This window comes from Clostridium sp. UBA5119, from assembly GCF_002414285.1.
GTDB lineage: Bacteria > Bacillota > Clostridia > Clostridiales > Clostridiaceae > Clostridium_J > Clostridium_J sulfidigenes.
This window is the reverse complement of sequence record NZ_DHYX01000095.1, coordinates 1-18,867: the sequence shown is the minus strand read 5'-3', so window position 1 is coordinate 18,867 and position 18,867 is coordinate 1. Positions and strand designations below refer to the sequence as shown.

At 28.8% G+C, this 18,867-nt stretch carries 22 protein-coding genes and 1 tRNA gene; 10 read left to right on the top strand and 13 right to left on the bottom strand.

Annotation, left to right across the window (positions count from 1 at the left end; all coding sequences use genetic code 11):
* Nucleotides 1-3 precede the first annotated feature (3 nt).
* Both B2671_RS14535 and B2671_RS14530 read right to left on the bottom strand, forming a co-directional pair.
* Nucleotides 4-951 (bottom strand): 4Fe-4S binding protein, encoded by a 948-nt coding sequence (locus B2671_RS14535; protein WP_346871044.1) that lies wholly within the window; start codon nucleotides 949-951, stop codon nucleotides 4-6.
* 203 nt (nucleotides 952-1,154) lie between these two features.
* Nucleotides 1,155-2,057 carry a LysR family transcriptional regulator gene (locus B2671_RS14530; RefSeq protein ID WP_346871043.1) on the bottom strand — a complete coding sequence of 301 codons (903 nt, stop codon included), beginning with the start codon at nucleotides 2,055-2,057 and terminating at the stop codon, nucleotides 1,155-1,157.
* A 273-nt stretch (nucleotides 2,058-2,330) separates the two neighbouring features.
* On the opposite strand from B2671_RS14530, the gene B2671_RS14525 reads away from it, so the two are divergent.
* Nucleotides 2,331-3,071, top strand: a complete 741-nt coding sequence (locus tag B2671_RS14525; RefSeq protein WP_346871042.1) for an acyl-[acyl-carrier-protein] thioesterase — start codon at nucleotides 2,331-2,333, stop codon at nucleotides 3,069-3,071.
* 61 nt (nucleotides 3,072-3,132) lie between these two features.
* Here the strand turns inward: B2671_RS14525 and B2671_RS14520 are convergent, their stop codons facing one another.
* The 4 genes from B2671_RS14520 to B2671_RS14505 all read right to left on the bottom strand — a co-directional run bounded on the left by B2671_RS14520 (nucleotide 3,133) and on the right by B2671_RS14505 (nucleotide 6,620).
* Complete coding sequence (locus B2671_RS14520; protein ID WP_346871041.1) at nucleotides 3,133-3,339, bottom strand: hypothetical protein; 207 nt, start codon at nucleotides 3,337-3,339, stop codon at nucleotides 3,133-3,135.
* Nucleotides 3,340-3,527: 188 nt separating this feature from the next.
* Nucleotides 3,528-4,079 (bottom strand): patatin-like phospholipase family protein, encoded by a 552-nt coding sequence (locus B2671_RS14515; protein WP_346871040.1) that lies wholly within the window; start codon nucleotides 4,077-4,079, stop codon nucleotides 3,528-3,530.
* A 143-nt stretch (nucleotides 4,080-4,222) separates the two neighbouring features.
* Entirely contained in the window at nucleotides 4,223-5,629 is a 1,407-nt protein-coding gene (locus tag B2671_RS14510) for an MATE family efflux transporter (protein ID WP_346871039.1), read from the bottom strand.
* An 85-nt stretch (nucleotides 5,630-5,714) separates the two neighbouring features.
* Nucleotides 5,715-6,620: a putative ABC transporter permease gene (locus B2671_RS14505; RefSeq protein ID WP_346871038.1), complete on the bottom strand. Its 906-nt coding sequence runs from the start codon at nucleotides 6,618-6,620 to the stop codon at nucleotides 5,715-5,717.
* Nucleotides 6,621-7,011: 391 nt separating this feature from the next.
* Here B2671_RS14505 and B2671_RS14500 point away from each other — a divergent pair, with 391 nt between their 5' ends.
* Nucleotides 7,012-7,551, top strand: a complete 540-nt coding sequence (locus tag B2671_RS14500; RefSeq protein WP_346871037.1) for a carbonic anhydrase — start codon at nucleotides 7,012-7,014, stop codon at nucleotides 7,549-7,551.
* A gap of 68 nt (nucleotides 7,552-7,619) precedes the next feature.
* Here B2671_RS14500 and B2671_RS14495 read toward each other — a convergent pair whose 3' ends face one another.
* The 5 genes from B2671_RS14495 to B2671_RS14475 form a co-directional block, all read right to left on the bottom strand.
* Nucleotides 7,620-8,606: a permease prefix domain 1-containing protein gene (locus tag B2671_RS14495; RefSeq protein WP_346871036.1), complete on the bottom strand. Its 987-nt coding sequence runs from the start codon at nucleotides 8,604-8,606 to the stop codon at nucleotides 7,620-7,622.
* Nucleotides 8,593-8,937 (bottom strand): PadR family transcriptional regulator, encoded by a 345-nt coding sequence (locus B2671_RS14490; protein WP_346871035.1) that lies wholly within the window; start codon nucleotides 8,935-8,937, stop codon nucleotides 8,593-8,595. Before B2671_RS14490 ends, B2671_RS14495 begins: the two co-directional genes overlap by 14 nt.
* Nucleotides 8,938-9,183: 246 nt before the next feature.
* The gene (locus B2671_RS14485) at nucleotides 9,184-9,450 is read right to left on the bottom strand and encodes a hypothetical protein (protein WP_346871034.1); all 267 of its coding nucleotides are present in this window, start codon (nucleotides 9,448-9,450) and stop codon (nucleotides 9,184-9,186) included.
* A 140-nt stretch (nucleotides 9,451-9,590) separates the two neighbouring features.
* On the bottom strand, nucleotides 9,591-10,487 hold the full coding sequence (locus B2671_RS14480; RefSeq protein ID WP_422653244.1) for an MATE family efflux transporter: 897 nt from the start codon (nucleotides 10,485-10,487) through the stop codon (nucleotides 9,591-9,593).
* 129 nt (nucleotides 10,488-10,616) lie between these two features.
* A complete protein-coding gene (locus B2671_RS14475; RefSeq protein WP_346871032.1) occupies nucleotides 10,617-11,435 on the bottom strand; it encodes a MerR family transcriptional regulator in 819 nt (272 codons plus the stop codon).
* Nucleotides 11,436-11,777: 342 nt separating this feature from the next.
* Between B2671_RS14475 and B2671_RS14470 the strand changes: the two genes are divergently transcribed.
* Nucleotides 11,778-12,461: a Bax inhibitor-1/YccA family protein gene (locus B2671_RS14470; protein ID WP_346871031.1), complete on the top strand. Its 684-nt coding sequence runs from the start codon at nucleotides 11,778-11,780 to the stop codon at nucleotides 12,459-12,461.
* Between the two features lie 24 nt (nucleotides 12,462-12,485).
* Here the strand turns inward: B2671_RS14470 and B2671_RS14465 are convergent, their stop codons facing one another.
* Together B2671_RS14465 and B2671_RS14460 are read right to left on the bottom strand one after the other, a co-directional pair.
* Entirely contained in the window at nucleotides 12,486-12,914 is a 429-nt protein-coding gene (locus B2671_RS14465) for a hemerythrin family protein (protein ID WP_346871030.1), read from the bottom strand.
* A gap of 235 nt (nucleotides 12,915-13,149) precedes the next feature.
* Nucleotides 13,150-14,187 carry a helix-turn-helix domain-containing protein gene (locus B2671_RS14460; protein WP_346871029.1) on the bottom strand — a complete coding sequence of 346 codons (1,038 nt, stop codon included), beginning with the start codon at nucleotides 14,185-14,187 and terminating at the stop codon, nucleotides 13,150-13,152.
* Between the two features lie 212 nt (nucleotides 14,188-14,399).
* Between B2671_RS14460 and B2671_RS14455 the strand changes: the two genes are divergently transcribed.
* From B2671_RS14455 to B2671_RS14425, 7 genes are all read left to right on the top strand, one after another.
* Nucleotides 14,400-15,029: an IS1/IS1595 family N-terminal zinc-binding domain-containing protein gene (locus B2671_RS14455; RefSeq protein ID WP_346871028.1), complete on the top strand. Its 630-nt coding sequence runs from the start codon at nucleotides 14,400-14,402 to the stop codon at nucleotides 15,027-15,029.
* A 220-nt stretch (nucleotides 15,030-15,249) separates the two neighbouring features.
* Nucleotides 15,250-15,675 carry a Mini-ribonuclease 3 gene (locus B2671_RS14450; protein WP_346871027.1) on the top strand — a complete coding sequence of 142 codons (426 nt, stop codon included), beginning with the start codon at nucleotides 15,250-15,252 and terminating at the stop codon, nucleotides 15,673-15,675.
* The gene (gene thyX / locus B2671_RS14445; protein ID WP_346871091.1) at nucleotides 15,659-16,456 is read left to right on the top strand and encodes an FAD-dependent thymidylate synthase; all 798 of its coding nucleotides are present in this window, start codon (nucleotides 15,659-15,661) and stop codon (nucleotides 16,454-16,456) included. Before B2671_RS14450 ends, thyX begins: the two co-directional genes overlap by 17 nt.
* A 226-nt stretch (nucleotides 16,457-16,682) precedes the next feature.
* Complete coding sequence (gene rlmB, locus B2671_RS14440) at nucleotides 16,683-17,408, top strand: 23S rRNA (guanosine(2251)-2'-O)-methyltransferase RlmB (protein ID WP_346867662.1); 726 nt, start codon at nucleotides 16,683-16,685, stop codon at nucleotides 17,406-17,408.
* Between the two features lie 19 nt (nucleotides 17,409-17,427).
* Nucleotides 17,428-17,937 carry an NYN domain-containing protein gene (locus B2671_RS14435; RefSeq protein WP_346871026.1) on the top strand — a complete coding sequence of 170 codons (510 nt, stop codon included), beginning with the start codon at nucleotides 17,428-17,430 and terminating at the stop codon, nucleotides 17,935-17,937.
* A 109-nt stretch (nucleotides 17,938-18,046) separates the two neighbouring features.
* Nucleotides 18,047-18,652, top strand: a complete 606-nt coding sequence (sigH, locus tag B2671_RS14430; protein WP_051824237.1) for an RNA polymerase sporulation sigma factor SigH — start codon at nucleotides 18,047-18,049, stop codon at nucleotides 18,650-18,652.
* 83 nt (nucleotides 18,653-18,735) lie between these two features.
* Nucleotides 18,736-18,811: transfer RNA gene (locus B2671_RS14425), tRNA-Thr, on the top strand.
* Nucleotides 18,812-18,867: the final 56 nt, after the last annotated feature.

Below are 18,867 nucleotides of genomic sequence, written 5' to 3'. Positions count from 1 at the left end.
TAATTAACAGGAATAATTTCTCTTAGTGTGGACCTCTGCCTTTAATATTTCTTCTTTCTCTTTTAAAATTTCATTACCTAATATTCCTTTAGATATTTCTTCAAATCCAATCCTCTCTACCATATCACCAAATCTTTCTCCAGTTTTTCCGTTATCTCTATAGTATAAAATTGCTTTTTCTATTATATCCATAGCCTCATCATATAAATAAATCCCTTTCAATTGTTCACCACGTCTTGGAGTTTTACCCCATTTCCCACCTATAAATAGTTTTACACCATCTTTTTTGCATACCATTGAACCGAAATGACATTTGTCTATACAAAGTCCACAGTTTGTACACTTCTCCCTATCTATTTGAAGCCTTTCATCAATAACTTTTGCTGCTCCTTTTTTACAAGCTTCTTCTACTGAACACTTTTTACATCCTAAACATAAATCCTCATTACAGTCCGGTACTCTTTGACCCATTATGCCAAAATCATTTAAGTCTGGCTTTATACAGTTATTTGGACATCCACCTATACCTATTTTAAACTTATGGGGCAAAAGTACATTGTAATATCCTTTATAAAATCTTTCATGTATTTTCCTTGCTAATTCTTGTGTATCTAAAAGCCCAAATATACATACCGTTCCTTTACACGCTACTACAGGTCTAACTCTCGGACCCGTCCCCCCACCTTCTAGTCCAGCGTCACTAAGCTCTTCTTTTACCTTTTCAATATCTTCAAATCTTATCCATGGAATTTCTACTGTAAGTCTTGTAGTATAACTCATATATCCTCTTCCATATTTCTCAGCTATTTCAGAAAGGACTCTTGTTTCCTTTGAATTTAAGCATCCATCCTCAGTTATTACCCTACATGCAAAGTGTATTCCATCTCTTTGTGGAAGAAATCCTTGCCCCTTTAATTTTGATTTTTCTTCTGCTGATGCTATTATTGCCATTTTCTTCACTACCCTTCTTTATTTCATTATATTGACATTCTAATTGTTAATCTTTCTGCACTTGTAATATCCTTGTAATATTTTCATATTTATTATATCTCTGCAATTTTACAAAGTGAAGTTAAGATTAGTTATAGTAAAATAAAGATTCTTTATACTTAGGATAACTTAAATATAAAATAGAGACTAAATTAGAAGATATTTTATTCTAATTCAGTCTCATCACATTGCTTTTTACAAAAATCAATAAAGTTCTTTATAAAATCCATATTTGAGTTTTTTAAATATATAAAGTTAAATTCTCTTTTCATTTTCATATTTTTGATTGATAATGCTTTAAATTTTTTACACATCAATGGTGAATTTAATGCTTCCTTTGATACCACCGTTGCTCCAAGTCCAGATTCTACTAAAGACATAATTGCTGTTATATCTCCAATTTCCATATAAGGATTAATATTCTTAGGTTCAAACCCTTGCTGCACTATATAATCTTCAAATATCTGTCTTGTCCCAGATCCCTTTTCTCTTAGTATAAGTTTTTCTGAAAGAATTTCATCCATTGTTATTTTCTTTTTCTTAGCCATTTCATGACTTTTTGAAATAACAAATACTAGTTCATCATCTTTAAATTTTTCATAAATCACCTTACTTTTATCAAAAGGGCCCTCTATAACACCCAATATAATCTCGCCACTAAAGAGTTTTTGGATTATATTCCCTGTATTTTCTACATGAAGTATTACATCTATGTTTTTGTTGCTCACCTTATAATTTCCTATGATAGGTGGAAGTACATATCCCCCTATAGTAAGAGTAGCACCTACATTATATCTCTTTATAATAGATGATTCATTTGAAAGATGGTTTTTTGCCAATTTACTTATTTTATCAATTTCTAAAGCATACTTATAAAGTATCCTTCCTGCCTCCGTAAGCTCCATATTCTTATTCTTTTTCTCTAATAACTTCACATTGTAATATTCCTCTAAAAGTTTTATATGATGAGAAATTGCAGGTTGAGTCATATTTAATATGCTAGCAGCCCGTGTAAAGTTCTTTGTATCAGCCACAGTAATAAATGTTTCAAGCTTTATATCGATCACAGCCTATATCCATTCCTTCCTAAATTACAATTAGATACCCTAATTATACTATTAAATCTAATATATAAACAGTTAATTTTACCAATAGTTTATATTCAATAGCTAATTTACAAAAGTAGATTTTATCTCTCTATTAATAGTAGAGTTTAATAATCTTATAAAGAAAAAAATATTTACAAATTAGTTCAATTATAAACATAAAATTCGCTCTAAATTTGTGGTAAAATATTCTTATGCCTTAGTAACATTTATTATTACCATAGGAGGAATAGCATGAGTTTAATAACTAGTAAAAGTTATAATGTACACTATTATGAAGTGGATGCCAAGAAAAGAGCTTTAATTTCCACTATTATGAATTATCTTATGGACATATGTTCTGTACAATCTGATAGCCGTGGTGTTGGTGTAGAATACCTAATAGCAAATAATAAAGGTTGGATACTAACACAGTGGAATATAAAAATAAGTAGATACCCTTTGTATGATGAGAATTTAAGAGTATCTACGAGAGCAAATTCTTTCTATAAATATTACGCATATAGAACAAACTATATTGAAGATAGTTTAGGTAACTTAATAGTGGATGGACAGTCAATATGGCTCTTAGTTGATTCAACTAAAAGACGACCTGTAAAAGTAAGCGATGATATGTATGCTGCATACAATATATCCAGGGATGAAAATAAACGCTTTATTCATTCCTCATTGAAGCCTTTAGATAGTTGGGACACTGAAAAGGTCTTTGATATAAGATATAGTGATATAGACACTAATCAACATGTTAACAATGTAAAATATGTAAGTTGGATAATTGAATCTATACCATTAGATATTGCTTTAAATTATGAAATGCGTGAGATTACAGTAGTATATAAAAAAGAAACCTATTACGGTCATAAAATAAAAGTTCATACCAAAATTGAAAAATCACAAACTGGATATATATGTACTCATGATATCATAAATGAAGATGGAGAAGAATTGACCTTAGCTATTACCTATTGGGAATAAAGTATAACTTTAAAGTGGTATCATAGCTTCCAATATATTGGAAATCTATGATACCATTCTTTTAAAAGAAATGATTATTACTTAGTAATTCTTTGTTATATTCCTCATGCTTTTCAATTAACTTCCCTAGGGATTTTCCCTTCATCATGTCTATTATCATAGGGGATAAAATTGAAAGTCCATCTCGATATCCCAGGTCAATGTGTTGATTTAATGTACTTTGTCTTATATTAACTGTACCTATACCACTTACTGCTTCTAAATGCATAGAAGGATATATTTCAATAATATTGCAGTCTTCAAATCCTGTTCTATCTAATTGATGCTTATAAGATAAATGTACAACTATGATAATATCGCAATTATGATTTTTAAGAGGAGCTATTGGTACATTATCTGCATTTTGATAATCATATTTAGGACTATTTATACCCCCATCTGAATATCTATACTCATTTATNNAAAAATAAATGGTACTGCACAGGACGCAAGTACAATGTCTATAAGTTTCTCATTGTCATAATCATTTAATCTAAAATACTCAGGTGTTTTCAGGTCTATATTATATGCACATGCATATAGAGTTTTTCTTGAGTCTTTAATTACTTTTAAATCAACATACTCCTCAATAAACTTACGTATGCCACTTTGAGAAAGTAAACCTATATCACTTACACTAAGCAGTTCATTAAATTTTTGTTCCTTGCCTATATTCTTAGCTTTTTTTATTAACTGAGAAATTTTTAAATCTCTTGCCAAGCTTTCATGATTAATAAATCTAGAATAAGTTAGACTTGACCAACTTTTGTCCATTATACTATTGTCATTCATAGATAATAAAAGTCCATTTATTGTACCTATTGACGTTCCTGATACAACTGAAACTCTTCTTATTATGTCTAACTCCCAAAGTGCCTTAAATACACCTGCCTCATAGGCACCCTTTGCACCTCCACCAGCTAATACTAGTCCAATATTTAAATTAAATATTTTTTTTATTTCATCCATGCTTTCCCTCTTAACTTATAATTTATTCATTACTACACTATACTCTAATCATATAAAACCTAAAGTAAATTAAATTAAATATTATCCATACTAAGACTTTATAAGTATGTATTTAAGATAACCTTTATAGTGTATATGTATATCTACCTTATTTTTATATATTTCCATTTTCCTGTTCTAAATCTCATGTAAACAAAAAACCATCTTACAAATTGATCCATGAATACAGCCATCCATGCTCCTGCTAATCCATACCCAAATATATTTACAAGCAAGTGAGCTAAAACAACTCTTATTAATAATACTCCAACAAAGGTAGCAACTAGTGGCCAGAAGGTGTCCCCTGCACCTCTTAAAGCTCCTGCTAATATTAGTTGTGATGATTGAAATGGTTGAACTAATGCTATTATTTTTAAAGCTATAGATGCATTTTGTATAATCCTTGGATCCTTTGAATATAAACCTACAATCTGCGGACCAAAAAAGAAGAAAATTATAGCCATAAAAGTGGATATCAAGGAACCAATCTTTCTGGTTTCCTTGGCATAACTCTCCGCCTTTGAAAGCTCTCTAGCTCCTATGCTTCTACCTACCAGGGATGAAGCTGTAATTCCAAAAGCTTGTCCTGGTTGAAAAGAAAGACTTAATATATTTAATGATATTTGATGTGATGCATACACTACAGTTCCAAGTCCTGCAACTATTCTTACAAACATAAGTACTCCAACTCTTAAAACTAACTGTTCAAGAGATGCAGGTACACCTATCTTTACTAGATTATAAATAACATTTTTATCAATTTTAAATGATTTTTTAATATCTAATTTAATTATACTTTTACCTTTTATAATATACCTAAATAAAAATATACTTGCTATTACATTAGATATAGCAGTAGATATTCCAGCTCCCGTAACACCAAGTTTAGGAAGTCCAAAAAGACCATATATAAGAACTGCATTCCCAATAACATTAAAAAAATTAGCTCTTAAATTTATCTTCATAGGTGTTTTGGTTTCCCCAATACCTCTAAGTGCTGCAGATATTGACATATTAAAAGATTGAAATATAAATCCAATCATAATAATTTTAAAATAACTTCCACCTACTTGTAATGTATCATTGGCTGCCCCCATAAATTTCATAATTGGTCCTGTAAAAATTATTCCCAATACTGATATAGGTATAGCTAACATTATCAAACTCAATAATATTACATGCTTTAAATTATTTTCTATTTTATCAGTTCTTTTTGATCCAAGGTATCTAGCAATTATTGCTGTTCCCCCAACATTTAAAGCTTGTACAAGAGACAATCCTATAAATAATGGCTGATTTGTCATACCTACAGCAGATACAGAAGCTGCAGCCAATGAATTATCGCCCATTCTTCCAAGCATCATCATATCTACCATTCCAAAAAGGGAACCCATAAGAAGTTCTAACAGAACAGGCCAAGCAATATTGATAACATCATTTCTTGTAGAATTTTTCGACCACATAAATATTCTAGTATTTTTTCCATCTCCATTTTCCTTTGAATCAAACATTATCATTCTCCTTTACAAGTTAATTTAAAGACAATACTTCTAATACTATATACACTGTTTTTATATAAATTAATGTTTTATAATTTTAAAAATTATTACTTCTTTTAAATAACTTGTTTATAAATTTTAATATTTTTTCCAAATAATCTTCATTTTCAATGTCCTTCATAGCCTTTCTTAATTCATGTAAAGCTTCATTATGTCTTTGAGATTTTAATTTAGGAAAGGCACATATTAATCTCCGCTCCACATACTTAGTTTCCATTAAGAGAGACTTATACTTTTTACGAAGGGATATTTCTACTTTATCTATAGATATATTTTCTTTAAATTCAGTTATATTTCCCTTAAATTCCTTTAGGTTATTTAATTTGCTATCTGTTATTATACGTAAGTTTTCTAATTTTCTTACTATACCTTCTTCATATAATTTATTCCATATTTCTTCTTTAATATGATGAATTTCTTCTAACTTATGATTAAGATTTATTATGGAATTTATAGATATGAATAAATCTACTAGAATAATTATTAAAATACAAATAGATAATAAGTGGACTATTGTTATTGGAATTCTAGTCATAATATTCTCTGTGAAAGGATGTATTATCTCAATTAGTACCACACATAGAAATCCAAACAAAAAAGAGTTTCTCAAACAAACTCTTCCTCTAATATTAAATTTATAATCAGAATAATCCCACCATCTCATTTTAAATAATTTTTCCATAATAAAACTAGTTATATACTCTATAATAGTTGTATAGATTATACCAAAAATAAATACTATAACTACATTATTACTATATTGATTTAGCAATAATAAAACAAAAAGTGCTCCAAAACCATATATAGGACACAATGGCCCATTTAAAAAACCTCTTTCTACAAAATAGCCATCAAGAACAGAGCAATATATTGTTTCTACTATCCATCCTAACAAACTGTAGATTATCCAATACATAAATAAAACAGAAAGTTTATCTACCATAGTATCTACTCCCCCAACATCTAAAGTCAAATATATAACTTTATTTCCTTTAAATATTAATTTAACAAATTATCATAATAATTATTATACTCTGAATAATATTATATCATATAAGAATACTCTTGTTAATCTATTCCACTATATCATATTCACTAGTAATTATTATAAATAATTTATATATTTCTATAATTAACTAATCATTATATTATTTTCAAGTTCACTTTAAATTTATTTTTTATATTGTGAAAAAAATGAGAAATTCCTTGTATTTAGTTTACATTTAAAATAAAATCTATTTATTAAGTGATAATTAAGTATTTGTATAAAATTATTAAGATATTTAAAATTTACTTTTTACACTTAATAATACTTATATTAAGGACGTGAAAATATGATAGATGAAATTTTGAAATACAATAAAGAATTTGTAGAAAATAAAGAATATGAAAGATATATTACAAGTAAATATCCAGATAAAAAAATAGCCATAGTTACATGTATGGATACTAGGCTAACGGAACTTCTTCCCGCTGCCCTTGGATTTAAAAATGGTGATGTAAAAATTATTAAAAATGCTGGTGGTTCAATATCTCATCCTTTTGGAAGTGTAGCTCGTAGCTTACTAGTAGCTATATATGATTTAGGGGTTGAAGAAATTTTTGTAATTGGTCATACAGACTGTGGAGCACAACATATGAATAGTAAAAAAATTATTGAAAAAATGAAACTTAGAAACATTACTGAAGATCAAATAAATTTGGTTAAATACTTCGGAGTTAACTTTGATTCATGGTTAAGTGGATTTGATAATGTTAATACTTCAGTAGCTGAAACAGTAGATATCATTACAAAACATCCTCTAATACCAAAAGATATTAACGTCTATGGTTTTATTATGGATTCCACCACTGGAGAATTAACTCCAGTATAAACAGAGTTCTTTGCTTAAAGTAAAATAACTAGTCAAACTTTAAGTTCATGACTAGCTATTTTACTAATTTATCTTTTATTATTACGCTTTATTAAGGCATATACTCCACTAAAAGCTCCAAAGAGTATTCCAGTAATAGGGAATATAATCCAGCAAATATGCCATCCATTAAATCCTAACCCCCAAATCAAAAATATTGCTGTGGCAATAGGCCATACAACTGATGCAACATCACCTATAACTGTATTATTTTCCTTACATTTTGATGAATATTCTTCAATTTGTAAAAGTGCATTATAGCTATTATTTATATTCCCAACTCTTACAAATATAAACACTGCAATAGCTACCATTATTAATAATATAATTGCTCCATAATTAGATAATATGTCATTATCATATCCTCCAATTGCTGATATACCAATTAACGCAACAGGTGACAGTACACAAAGTGTAACTCCAATTATATTTAATTTAGTAAAATTGGATGAGAATTCTTCTTTTTTAATTTTTACTCTTTGCTGTACATGTAATGGACATATGAAATCATCTTCTAAATACTTATACTTGTCAAGTTGAGTACCAGCATATATAAATAACCCTACAGCAATAGCTATAAGAATAAACAATGGGATAACACTGAGTCCTTCTAAAGTTTCCACATTAATTTCTGTACCAAATACTCCACCTATTATAATATTATGAGTAAACATTAGTATTGCTGGTGCTAATATACATAACATAACACCAACAGCAATAAGCTTTCCATATTTAACTTTATCCCTCATGTAATTTTCTGCTTCTTCCATGGTAATAGTCGGAATATTATCTAATTGCTTTCTATTTTCAATTCCCAACTCCTTTATTAACTCATCAATGTTTCCAAACTCAGAAATTACAATTCCAATGGCTTCATTTTCAGTTTTTCCACTTTCTTTAAGTTCCCAATATTTTTCTTCCATATTAGAAAGCAACTCATCTTTTAATTTTATAATTTCTGCTGATTTTGGTAAACTTGAAAAAATATTTTCTAAATAATTTCTAATGGTCTCCATAGTTCTCCATCTCCTTTATAAATTTACTCATTACTTCTTTAATAACCTTCCATTCTTCACACTTTTCTTTATAGTAATCGAGTCCTTTTTGTGTGATTCTATAATAAGTTCTTCTCTTTCCAAAGGTCTCATCTCCATAAAAAGATTCTATATAACCGTTGTTTTCCAGCCTTGTAAAGGCAGAATATAATGTTGTTTCCTTTATAATATATTTTTCCTCTGATAGTTTTTTTATAGTTTTAGATATCTCATATCCATAGGACTCCCTATCTAGGAGAGTAAAAAGAATTATAGTATCATTATATCCTCTAATAACATCACTGCTTATCAAATGTTATCCTCCTTTCTCCACCTACTACTTACCTATTTCATATATAACTATATCTTTAGTGTATTTTATTCAATTACTATTACTATCGTACTTTACCTGTCGTAGTAATTATACTATATCACAATTACTACGACATGTGAAGTAGTTTTTCCAATTTTTTAATCTTCATCTATATATTTATATAAAAATACAGCATATAAATGTACATAAAAGCAAATTTATATGCTGTAACTTTATTCATTAATTTTATGCCTTACACTTTAAGTAATTCATATTATATTTAACTATAAATATACCAATGATTAAAGTAATAAACTCTGCAACTGGTATGGTAGACCATAATCCATTTATACCGAATACTTTCGGAAGAATACATAGATTAATTAATACTAATGCAAAACTCTTTATAATAGACATAGTATTTGATATCTTAGCATGACTAATTGCTTGAAAAAATGATATATTAACCATATTTATTCCAATAAATATAAATGCGGCAAAATATATTCTCATACCTCTAGCTGTAATTTCCATAAGCTTTATGTCTGAATTATTAAAAAAGCTAATTACTTCTTTTGTAAAGACATTTCCTACTAAGAAAAATACTATTCCAAAAGCAATTGCAATGTATATGGCTGCTTTTCTAGTTTTAATTACTCTANNACAGCTCCAAAATTAACACTTATTATTGGCTGAATAGCTTGGCTTATTCCAGATAATATTGCAACTCCAATTAAAGCAATATTACTAATAATACTATAAGCAGCTACTCCAATCTCGCCTATCATATCTATTAAAATATAGTTGAATAGAATTATAACAATAGCTCCAGATACCTCAATGAATGAGCTTGATATTCCTACCTTAAATATATTTTTAATATATGGAATTCTAATCAAATTATAGTTGAATCTAAGATATCCAGATTTTTTAATAAATTTAGTAGCTATAATTATTAAAGTTACCATTGGTGCTATAGCAGTTGCTATGGCAGCGCCTCTCATACCCATGTCAAATACAAAAATAAATATATAGTCAAAAACCACATTAAACATGTTACCAGTAATTCCGGCAACCATAGAAAGCTTTGGAGCACCATCATTTCTTATAAATGCCTGTAAAACTCCTGATAATATAAAATTTATCCCTGATAATAATATTATTTTTAAATACTCATTTGAAAGTCCTAATATTTCTTCTGAAGCTCCAAATAATATAGCTACATTTTTTGAAAAAATATAACCAAATATAGAAATACTTAACCCAATTATAATTGCTACAAAAAGGGATGTGCTAAAGATTTGGTTTGCTTTTTCCTTCTTCTTTTTACCCATATTAATTGAGTATAAGGTAGCTCCTCCCATTCCTATTAAAAGGGATACTGCATTATATACATTATATATAGGTATAGCTATTCCTAAAGCAGAAAGGCCCTCTTTTCCAACTCCTTGACTTATAAATATGGTATCACAAAGAATATTTACTGACGTTGCTAGCATAGCTAGTATGCTAGGAAACAAAAATTTTATCAATAATTTCTTTAATCTCATTTCCGTTAACTCTACAAAGTTCATAATATCACCTACTTAAAATAATTTATTTAATGTGTAATTAATCTAGCACTCTTATCTCTCACAAGTTAATATTCTAAACCTTATAGTAACTATAATGTCAATCATTTATTTTAAAGGAATTTGTATTTCTGTTAAATACTCTTCTTCCTTTGAAGAAAAGGCAGAATCAGTTATGGTAAGAACTATGCCATCTCCAACACTCTCTAGTCCATTTATATCCATAAAATTTATGAGCTTATTAAAGTAACCTTCTGCATAATCATAGAGCCCTCTATAAATTATCCTTGCATATCTTCCTTTATGCAAAGTTTTTATATTTTTATGGTTAAAAATGCCATGATCAAAAATTAAAGCAATATCTCTAAAGGTAGTATACCTTTTATTTAAAATATCTTCTTGTGATATAAAAGCTCCTATTCTTCCATCAAATAAACAAAGATTATCTCCCAATCTATTACTTAATTCTTTTATTCCATATTCTACACTATATATATCTATTCTATCATTTAGAGAAATATATATTATATCTCTATCCTCTAAATCAACTATTTCACATTCTTCAAGTCTAGCTTCTTCTATACTTTCTTCCAAAAACTCAAGTTTTTTAGAGATACTTTTTTTATATCTTTCCAAAAGTTCAATTTCTTTATCTATGTCCTTCTCTTTCTTATTAAGGAGATCAATTAGTATTTTAAGATTTCTATTTGAAAAATACTTTTTTATATCCTTAAGGGGCATTCCCAGCTTTTTTAAAAATAAAATAGAATCAAGCTGAGCAAACTGTTCAATATCATAATATCTATATCCATTCTCCTCATCTTTATGTCTAGGCTTAAGTAATCCAATAGAATCATAATACCTTAGTGTCTGAGTTGATATATTGTGAATCTTAGCCATTTCTCCTATAAGTATCTTTTTATCCATTTCATCCTCCATAAAATTATATTATTGGATATAAAATTTCTCTATAAAAATATATAACTAGTTATATAGAGAACTATTTATATATTTAACTAGTTAACTATTTACTGTAACCATGGGGCTTTCAGAGAAAATTTCTTTTATGCATTTTTTATTATATCATTTCATTGAAATTCTTTCCAAATTTATTCTATTTCTTCATGTTTTACTTACAACACTTCCTCAATTGCTTTAAAATATATTAATAGTTCCTGAATTTTTTCTTTTAATGTATATAATCTATTTATTAATCCTAAATATATTGTATAATATTTCATATATTATATTTATTGAAGGAGTGATATTATGAATGAAATTTCATATAGTAAGAGCCAAAATAATTTTATAAATAAGACCTTATTATATATGGCTATCGGACTAATAATTACCTTTACAGTAGGTTATTTTATTTCCACTAATATTTCTATGATGCTGTTAATCTATAGTAACCCAGCTTTCGTAATAGGTATTATTGTTGTGGAATTAGCTTTAGTAGTTTTACTTAGCAGAAAGATTAATAAACTTTCTGTTCAAGCTGCTTTTGCCATGTTTATAACCTATTCTATAGTAAACGGATTTACTTTTGGGGCAATATTTACTATCTACAGTCTCGAGTCCATCATAAGTATTTTTGTAGTAACTTCTGCCATGTTTTTTTGTTGTAGCATGATAGGTATGACCTCCAAAAAGGACTTATCAATGGTAGGTAGAATTGCTATAATGGGGGTTGTTGGAATATTAGTTACTAGCCTATTCAATCTCTTTATAGGTTCTGATCAGTTATCTATGTTGGTTAATTATATTGGTATTGCAGTTTTCTGTGCATTAACAGCCTATGATATGCAAAAAGTTAAATTAATACATGAGCAAAATTACGGTTATGATGCCGCTACCACAAATAAGTTTGCTATAATTGCCGCTTTAGAATTATATTTAGATTTCGTTAACTTATTTATATACTTGATACGCATTTTAGGTAAAAAGAAATAAAATTTAAAGAGTCCAACTTACATTCTAGATGTAGGTTGGACTCTTTAATATTTCTTCTGCCATTGCTTTATCTTCTATCATCATGTGCTGAAAAATCCAGTCCTGTACAGAATCCTTGATTTTCTTTAATTCTTCACAAGGCCTTTCCTTTAATACTGATAGCTCAATATTCATAATGACTTTTTTTAACTCCTCATGAGATTTTATATGTTCTTCATAATTAAAGTAATTAGCTTCTTTCATTATTTTCTCTTCTTCATAAAAGCTATAAGAAATATATTCTCTAAGCTCACATATTATATCAAGAAGAATTTTAGAATCTACTGTAGCACATTTTGTTATCAATAATTGCTCTATCTTACGAGCAATTTTAAAAAGTTCTTTATGCTGTTCATCAATTCTCTCAATATTGGTATTTAAATCATCTTGCCAATCAAATTTAAAGTCAAACATTTTATATACCTTCTTTTTATTTTATAGATATATATTATTTTATTATAAAAGAAGCACTTTAACAACGCAAATAATTTCTTATATAGGAAAAACATGTAATTATAATTCATAAAATTTAAAATGAATATAATATAAAACTGATAACTATATATAAATAAGTAATAATGTAAATTATTTTCACAGTTATAGTGAGAGCTAGGTCAATTGCTAAATTTAACCTAGCTCTCTACGTATATTATAAATTATATAGTTTCCTTAGACGTTCTATTTCCCTTGTAGACTCATCTATAAGCTCACCAGTTGAAATTCCATATTCATTTTTTATTATGCTAATTTTTTCTTTATGAGCCTCAATAGAATTATCATATTCACATAAAATTTCATAGACCTGAGCCATAGCAACTAAAGGATCTACAATACGTGGCTTTGGTTGAAACTCCATAGACTTTTTATAATCCTCTATAGCTTCTTTATATCTTTCAATATTTACAAAACGTTCTCCACGTAAAAAGTATGATCCCCATTCATTTGAATGCTCTTCAACATTTTTATTCCAAAATTCAATAGCTTTATCAATATTTCCTAAAGCAAATTCAATATCACCTTCAAATGCTAAATTTTCAACATGGGACCCTAGTCTTTCAATTTCATTTAAAATATACCTTGCTTCCTTAAATCGTCTATCATCCATAAGTTGATCAAATAAAAATACATATCCTCTTCTTTCCCCCGGATGTTCTTTAATAAATCCTTTATAATATTCTATCAATGAATGATGTCTATTGCAGTAAAAGTCTCCAAAAGCTCCATTTTCTGCTCTTACGAGAGCATTGTGATAACCTTTATTAACAGGATCTATAGTTAGAGCTTTTTTCGCATAATCAGAAGCAATATCCATAGCTGTTTTAGCTTTATGATTATATAATTCAGCTAAAAGATAATAAGGTTCTCCTTTATTATCCTTATTCTTTAAAAGTGTGTGTAAAAATTCCTCAGTGTATTTAAATTTTTCATCACTAATAAATCTTTCTGATTCTAACATATTCTCAATACGTTGAATTTGTGATTCATTAGATATTTCAAAAAGTTCATCGATTGTAACTCCAAAATACACAGCTAAAATCGGAAGTAACTGGATATCAGGAAGTGTAATATCATTTTCCCACTTTGATACAGCTTGATAGGAAATTCCTAAGTGATTTGCCAATTCTTCCTGTGTAACTCCCTTTTGAACTCGTAAAGTCTTAATTTGCTTTCCTATTTCCATTACCATGACTATTCCTCCTAATGACTAATTATAAAATATTGTACTTTTACCTAATCGATTAGTATACATTCATTGTATATTGAAACTTAAACTACAACAATAACTAGTCCTTTTAGAGGAACTCAACTATCTGTTGAGTTTACTCAAGGCTCTGTAGTTGATTAAAGTGATAAATTTGGGGGAGAATTTATATGAACATTAATTATGGAGGTTTCAAAATGAGTTCGCCAAATTATCACGAAGTGTTAGCGTTAGCTAGGGAATTAAAAGGAAATGAAAGAATAAAACTAATTTTAGATATAAGCAAAACAATGAATGATGTTTTGAGGAATAAAAAGGTTAAAGAGTTATGTTGCCCTTACTGCGATAGCAGCCGTATTATAAAAAATGGTAAGAATAAAACAACACAGAGATATCTATGCAAAACTTGCTTAAAATCTTTTATTAGTGTTACAAATACTCCAATATATTATTCAAGAAAAGAGATTAATACATGGAATGAATATATTCGAGTACTAGGAAGTGTAATAAAAAAAGATAGTGTCCTTGTAACCGATTCACTGTTTAGTTACAAAACACTATCTTCCTATAGTAAATCAAAATATGTAGCAGTCCCTACGGGTTCTCGCAGAGTAGGTTCATATAATATCCAAAGAATTAATAACCTTCATAGCAAAGTGAAAAGTTTTATGATGCCCTATAAAGGTGTTTCAACTAAGTACCTTAGTAATTATATGTTTCTTTTTAAATACATAGAGTCAGAATGTGAGGCTACGCCTATATTTTTTAGGGGCAAAAAACCTTATTTCAGCACGAACTTCAAGGGACGTTCATCAATATTCTCATAGCATGTATATTCTATCACTGTAATTTTCAACAGAGTATATTAGAAATGGAAGAAAAAGATGAAGACAGTGAATAATTAGGGCTCTTAATAACTATATTTTTTAATAATTCATCAATAAGAATTGTGTTAGGGAAAAGTTAGATTTGACTATAAAATCTTGAAAATATATAATTATTATGTTTAATTATTGTAATAGGATTTATCTCATTAAGGAGAAAAATATGGAATTTGATTTATTGAAAGAAAAATTTAGTGCAAAAGAAGCACATTTAATAAACCCATTAACTCTTGCATTTATAGGTGATGCTGTGTATGAAGTATTTATAAGAACCTATTTATTAGGGGAAAATAAATCATTGAAAGTACAGCAGTTGCATTTAAAAACTGTTAATTTTGTCAAAGCAAAATCACAGAGTAATTATGCAAAATTAATTTTAGATATGTTTGACGAAGATGAAATGTCAGTTTTTAAGAGAGGAAGAAATACTAAATCTAGTGCTCCTAAGAACGCAGATGTTGGTGAGTATAGGTGGGCAACAGGATTTGAAGCTGTAATAGGATATTTGTACATTTCAGGAAAGAATGACAGATTAAATTATTTGCTTAATAAAATTATTGAAATGAGTGATAATAATGATAAAAGTTAAACTTATGGAGTTTACTCCAAATCCAGAAAAAGTAGTAGCTGCAGCAGCTAAATTATGTTATAGTTCAGTAGGAATTGAGGAAATAACAGAAGGATTAGATGAAGAAACTACAATTAGATTTATAAAAATGTTGAATAGTTATGGTCATAACTCTCCAGTTGAACATGTAAGCTTTACGTTTGGTATTGAGGGCGTATCCAGAAGCTTAACACATCAATTGGTCAGACATAGAGTTGCTTCTTATTCTCAGCAAAGTCAAAGATATGTTAAGTTAGATGCTTTTGAATATATAATTCCACCATCTATAGCAAAAGATGAGAAGTGTAAGGCTATCTTTATAGAGGCGATGAAAAAAGATCAGGAGGACTATGATAAATTAGTTGAAGTGCTTAAAGCTTCTAATTTAGATGTATATATTAATGAACATAAAGCAAGAAGAAAATGTGAAGAAATCACAGAAAAAGAGATGAAATCATTAAAGTCCAAAGCAGAAAAAAGTGCTATTGAGGATGCTAGATATATATTTCCTAATGCATGTGCAACTAAAATTGTAGTTACAATGAATGCTAGAGAGCTTATGCATTTCTTTAGTCATAGATGCTGTATGAGAGCTCAATGGGAAATAAGGGATTTAGCAGATGCTATGCTTAAGGAAGTAAAAAAAGTAGCACCAAATTTATTTGAAGGATGCGGTCCTAGTTGTGTAAAAGGAAGTTGTTCAGAAGGGTCTATGACTTGTGGTAAGGCTATAGAAATAAGAAATAAGTACTTATCTATATAAAATGTAAATTGATATAGAAATAGATGATAGGAGTGATATAAGGATGGAAGATAAAAGACAAGGTAGTAAAAATGCTAGACCTAAACGTATAGGGAAAAATAGAAGAGATAATAATAGATTTGTAGGTGATGTAAATAGTGAAAGAAGAAATAATCAATCCTACAGAAATGAAAATATTCATAGCAATATAAAAGTTGAAAATTTCAATACAACCTCAAGAGAAGATATGATTGAAGGTAGAAATGCAGTTATTGAAGCTCTAAAATCTGATAGAACAATAGAATATATAATGATAGCACAAGGAGATACTAAAGGATCCATAAGTGTAATTACAGCATTAGCTAAAGAAAAATCTGTAGTAGTTAAATATGTCGATAGAGCGAAACTAGATGGTATAAGTGAAACGGCTGCACATCAAGGGGTAATTGCAATAGTAACTCCATATAATTATTGCGGTATAGTAGATATAATTAATAACGCTAAGGAAAAAGGAGAAGATCCCTTTATATTAGTATTAGATGAAATTGAAGATCCTCATAATTTTGGGTCTATAATAAGAATAGCAGAAGTTTGTGGAGTACATGGGATAATAATTCCCAAAAGAAAAAATGTAGGAGTTACACCTACTGTTTATAAAACTTCAGCTGGGGCTACAGAATACATAAAAATTGCTAAAGTTACTAATATAAATGTAGCTATAGATGAACTAAAGGAATCTGGTATATGGGTATATGGAGCAGATATGCATGGGACTCAATACTGCTATGATTCGGACTTAAAAGGACCTATAGCTTTAGTTATAGGAAGTGAAGGGAAAGGTATTTCAAAGCTAACTAAATCAAAGTGCGATGTGTTGGTTAAAATACCTATGGTAGGAAAGGTTAATTCATTAAATGCATCAGTAGCATGTGGAATGATAGCATATGAAATATTAAAACAAAGATTGAAGTAGAAGTAAATGGGGTATAGAGTTGAAGCAAATTTTTGTGGATGGGTATAATGTAATTAATAGCTGGCCAGAATTAAATGCTATAAAGGACTATAGTTACGAAGCTGCAAGAAATAAGCTTATTGACTTACTTCTTAACTATGCAGCTTTTAAAGGGTGCAGAATAACACTGGTATTTGATGCGCATATGGTAAAGGGAAGTATAGAAAAAAAGGATAGAAAAGGAAATTTGACTATAGTTTTTACAAAGCATGATGAAACTGCGGATAGTTATATAGAGAGGACTGTAAATAATATAGGGAGAAAATCAGAGGTCTATGTTGTAACATCTGATTCTCTAGAGCAACAGTTAATATTTCAAAGAGGTGCCAATAGAGTATCGTCCATAGAGTTTTACAGTTGGATTGAGGAAGCAAACAGAAAGATATCTAGGCAGTGTGAGAACAAGAGTTTCCATAATAGAAATCTTTTTGAGGAGTCCATAGATAAAGAAGTGGCAGAAAAGCTAGAAAAGATAAGGAGAAGTAGATAATATATCTTGACTATCTAAATTTTGTTAATGTATAATTCTAATTAGGGTCATTTATGCTTTGGGGGGGATATTGTTGGGAAATACAAGTGGCAATGATGAGTTAAACTCCATGTTTACGGGTAAAAAAGATGAAGATATAGTAGCTCTGGCTAAGACGGGAAACAATAGAGCCCTAGAATATCTTCTTTGTAAATATCAGAACTTTGTGAAAGCTAAAGCAAAATCGTATTTTTTGATTGGTGCTGATAAAGAAGATATATACCAAGAAGGTATGATTGGTTTATTTAAAGCTATAAGAGATTTTAAGGATGATAAGTTAGCATCTTTTAAGGTTTTTGCAGAATTGTGTATAACAAGACAGATAATCACTGCTGTAAAAACTGCCACAAGACAAAAGCATATTCCACTGAATACTTATATATCACTGAATAAGCCTATATATGACGAAGAATCAGATAGAACTCTATTAGATATATTATCAGGTATAAGGGTATCTGATCCCGAAGAATTGATAATAGATAGAGAAGAGATGGAGAACATAGAAAGTAAGATACAAGAAGTATTGTCAGGCTTAGAAATGGAAGTTTTGAATTCTTATCTTGATGGTAAATCTTATCAAGAAATTGCCAGCGATTTAGATAGGCAAGCAAAATCTATTGATAATGCACTTCAGAGGGTAAAACGTAAACTTGAAAAGTGTTTAGAACAAAGATGAAATCGTATTGACAAACAAAAAAAAATCATTTATAATAAGGAACTGACAAAAATATTTTAAAATAAATACATTATGTATTGAATGCTCATATAGCTCAGTAGGTAGAGCGTCACCTTGGTAAGGTGGAGGTCACCGGTTCAATCCCGGTTATGAGCTCCAGTTATTTTGCAACACACGTGGATAAGTTTACATTAAAAAAGTGAAAATAAAAATGT

Bases quoted from the DNA above. Each gene is read 5' to 3' on its own strand.
- B2671_RS14495 (WP_346871036.1), bottom strand. From the start codon at position 8,606: ATGGAGACCATTAGAAATTATTTAGAAAATATTTTTTCAAGTTTACCA.
- B2671_RS14465 (WP_346871030.1), bottom strand. From the start codon at position 12,914: ATGTTTGACTTTAAATTTGATTGGCAAGATGATTTAAATACCAATATT.
- sigH (WP_051824237.1), top strand. From the start codon at position 18,047: ATGTTTACGGGTAAAAAAGATGAAGATATAGTAGCTCTGGCTAAGACG.
- B2671_RS14470 (WP_346871031.1), top strand. From the start codon at position 11,778: ATGAATGAAATTTCATATAGTAAGAGCCAAAATAATTTTATAAATAAG.
- B2671_RS14475 (WP_346871032.1), bottom strand. From the start codon at position 11,435: ATGGATAAAAAGATACTTATAGGAGAAATGGCTAAGATTCACAATATA.
- B2671_RS14525 (WP_346871042.1), top strand. From the start codon at position 2,331: ATGAGTTTAATAACTAGTAAAAGTTATAATGTACACTATTATGAAGTG.
- rlmB (WP_346867662.1), top strand. From the start codon at position 16,683: ATGATTGAAGGTAGAAATGCAGTTATTGAAGCTCTAAAATCTGATAGA.
- B2671_RS14510 (WP_346871039.1), bottom strand. From the start codon at position 5,629: ATGTTTGATTCAAAGGAAAATGGAGATGGAAAAAATACTAGAATATTT.
- B2671_RS14450 (WP_346871027.1), top strand. From the start codon at position 15,250: ATGGAATTTGATTTATTGAAAGAAAAATTTAGTGCAAAAGAAGCACAT.
- B2671_RS14485 (WP_346871034.1), bottom strand. From the start codon at position 9,450: ATGAGAATATATTTTGCCGCATTTATATTTATTGGAATAAATATGGTT.
- B2671_RS14455 (WP_346871028.1), top strand. From the start codon at position 14,400: ATGAGTTCGCCAAATTATCACGAAGTGTTAGCGTTAGCTAGGGAATTA.
- B2671_RS14500 (WP_346871037.1), top strand. From the start codon at position 7,012: ATGATAGATGAAATTTTGAAATACAATAAAGAATTTGTAGAAAATAAA.
- B2671_RS14520 (WP_346871041.1), bottom strand. From the start codon at position 3,339: ATGCATTTAGAAGCAGTAAGTGGTATAGGTACAGTTAATATAAGACAA.
- B2671_RS14535 (WP_346871044.1), bottom strand. From the start codon at position 951: ATGGCAATAATAGCATCAGCAGAAGAAAAATCAAAATTAAAGGGGCAA.
- B2671_RS14460 (WP_346871029.1), bottom strand. From the start codon at position 14,187: ATGGTAATGGAAATAGGAAAGCAAATTAAGACTTTACGAGTTCAAAAG.
- B2671_RS14505 (WP_346871038.1), bottom strand. From the start codon at position 6,620: ATGGTAGATAAACTTTCTGTTTTATTTATGTATTGGATAATCTACAGT.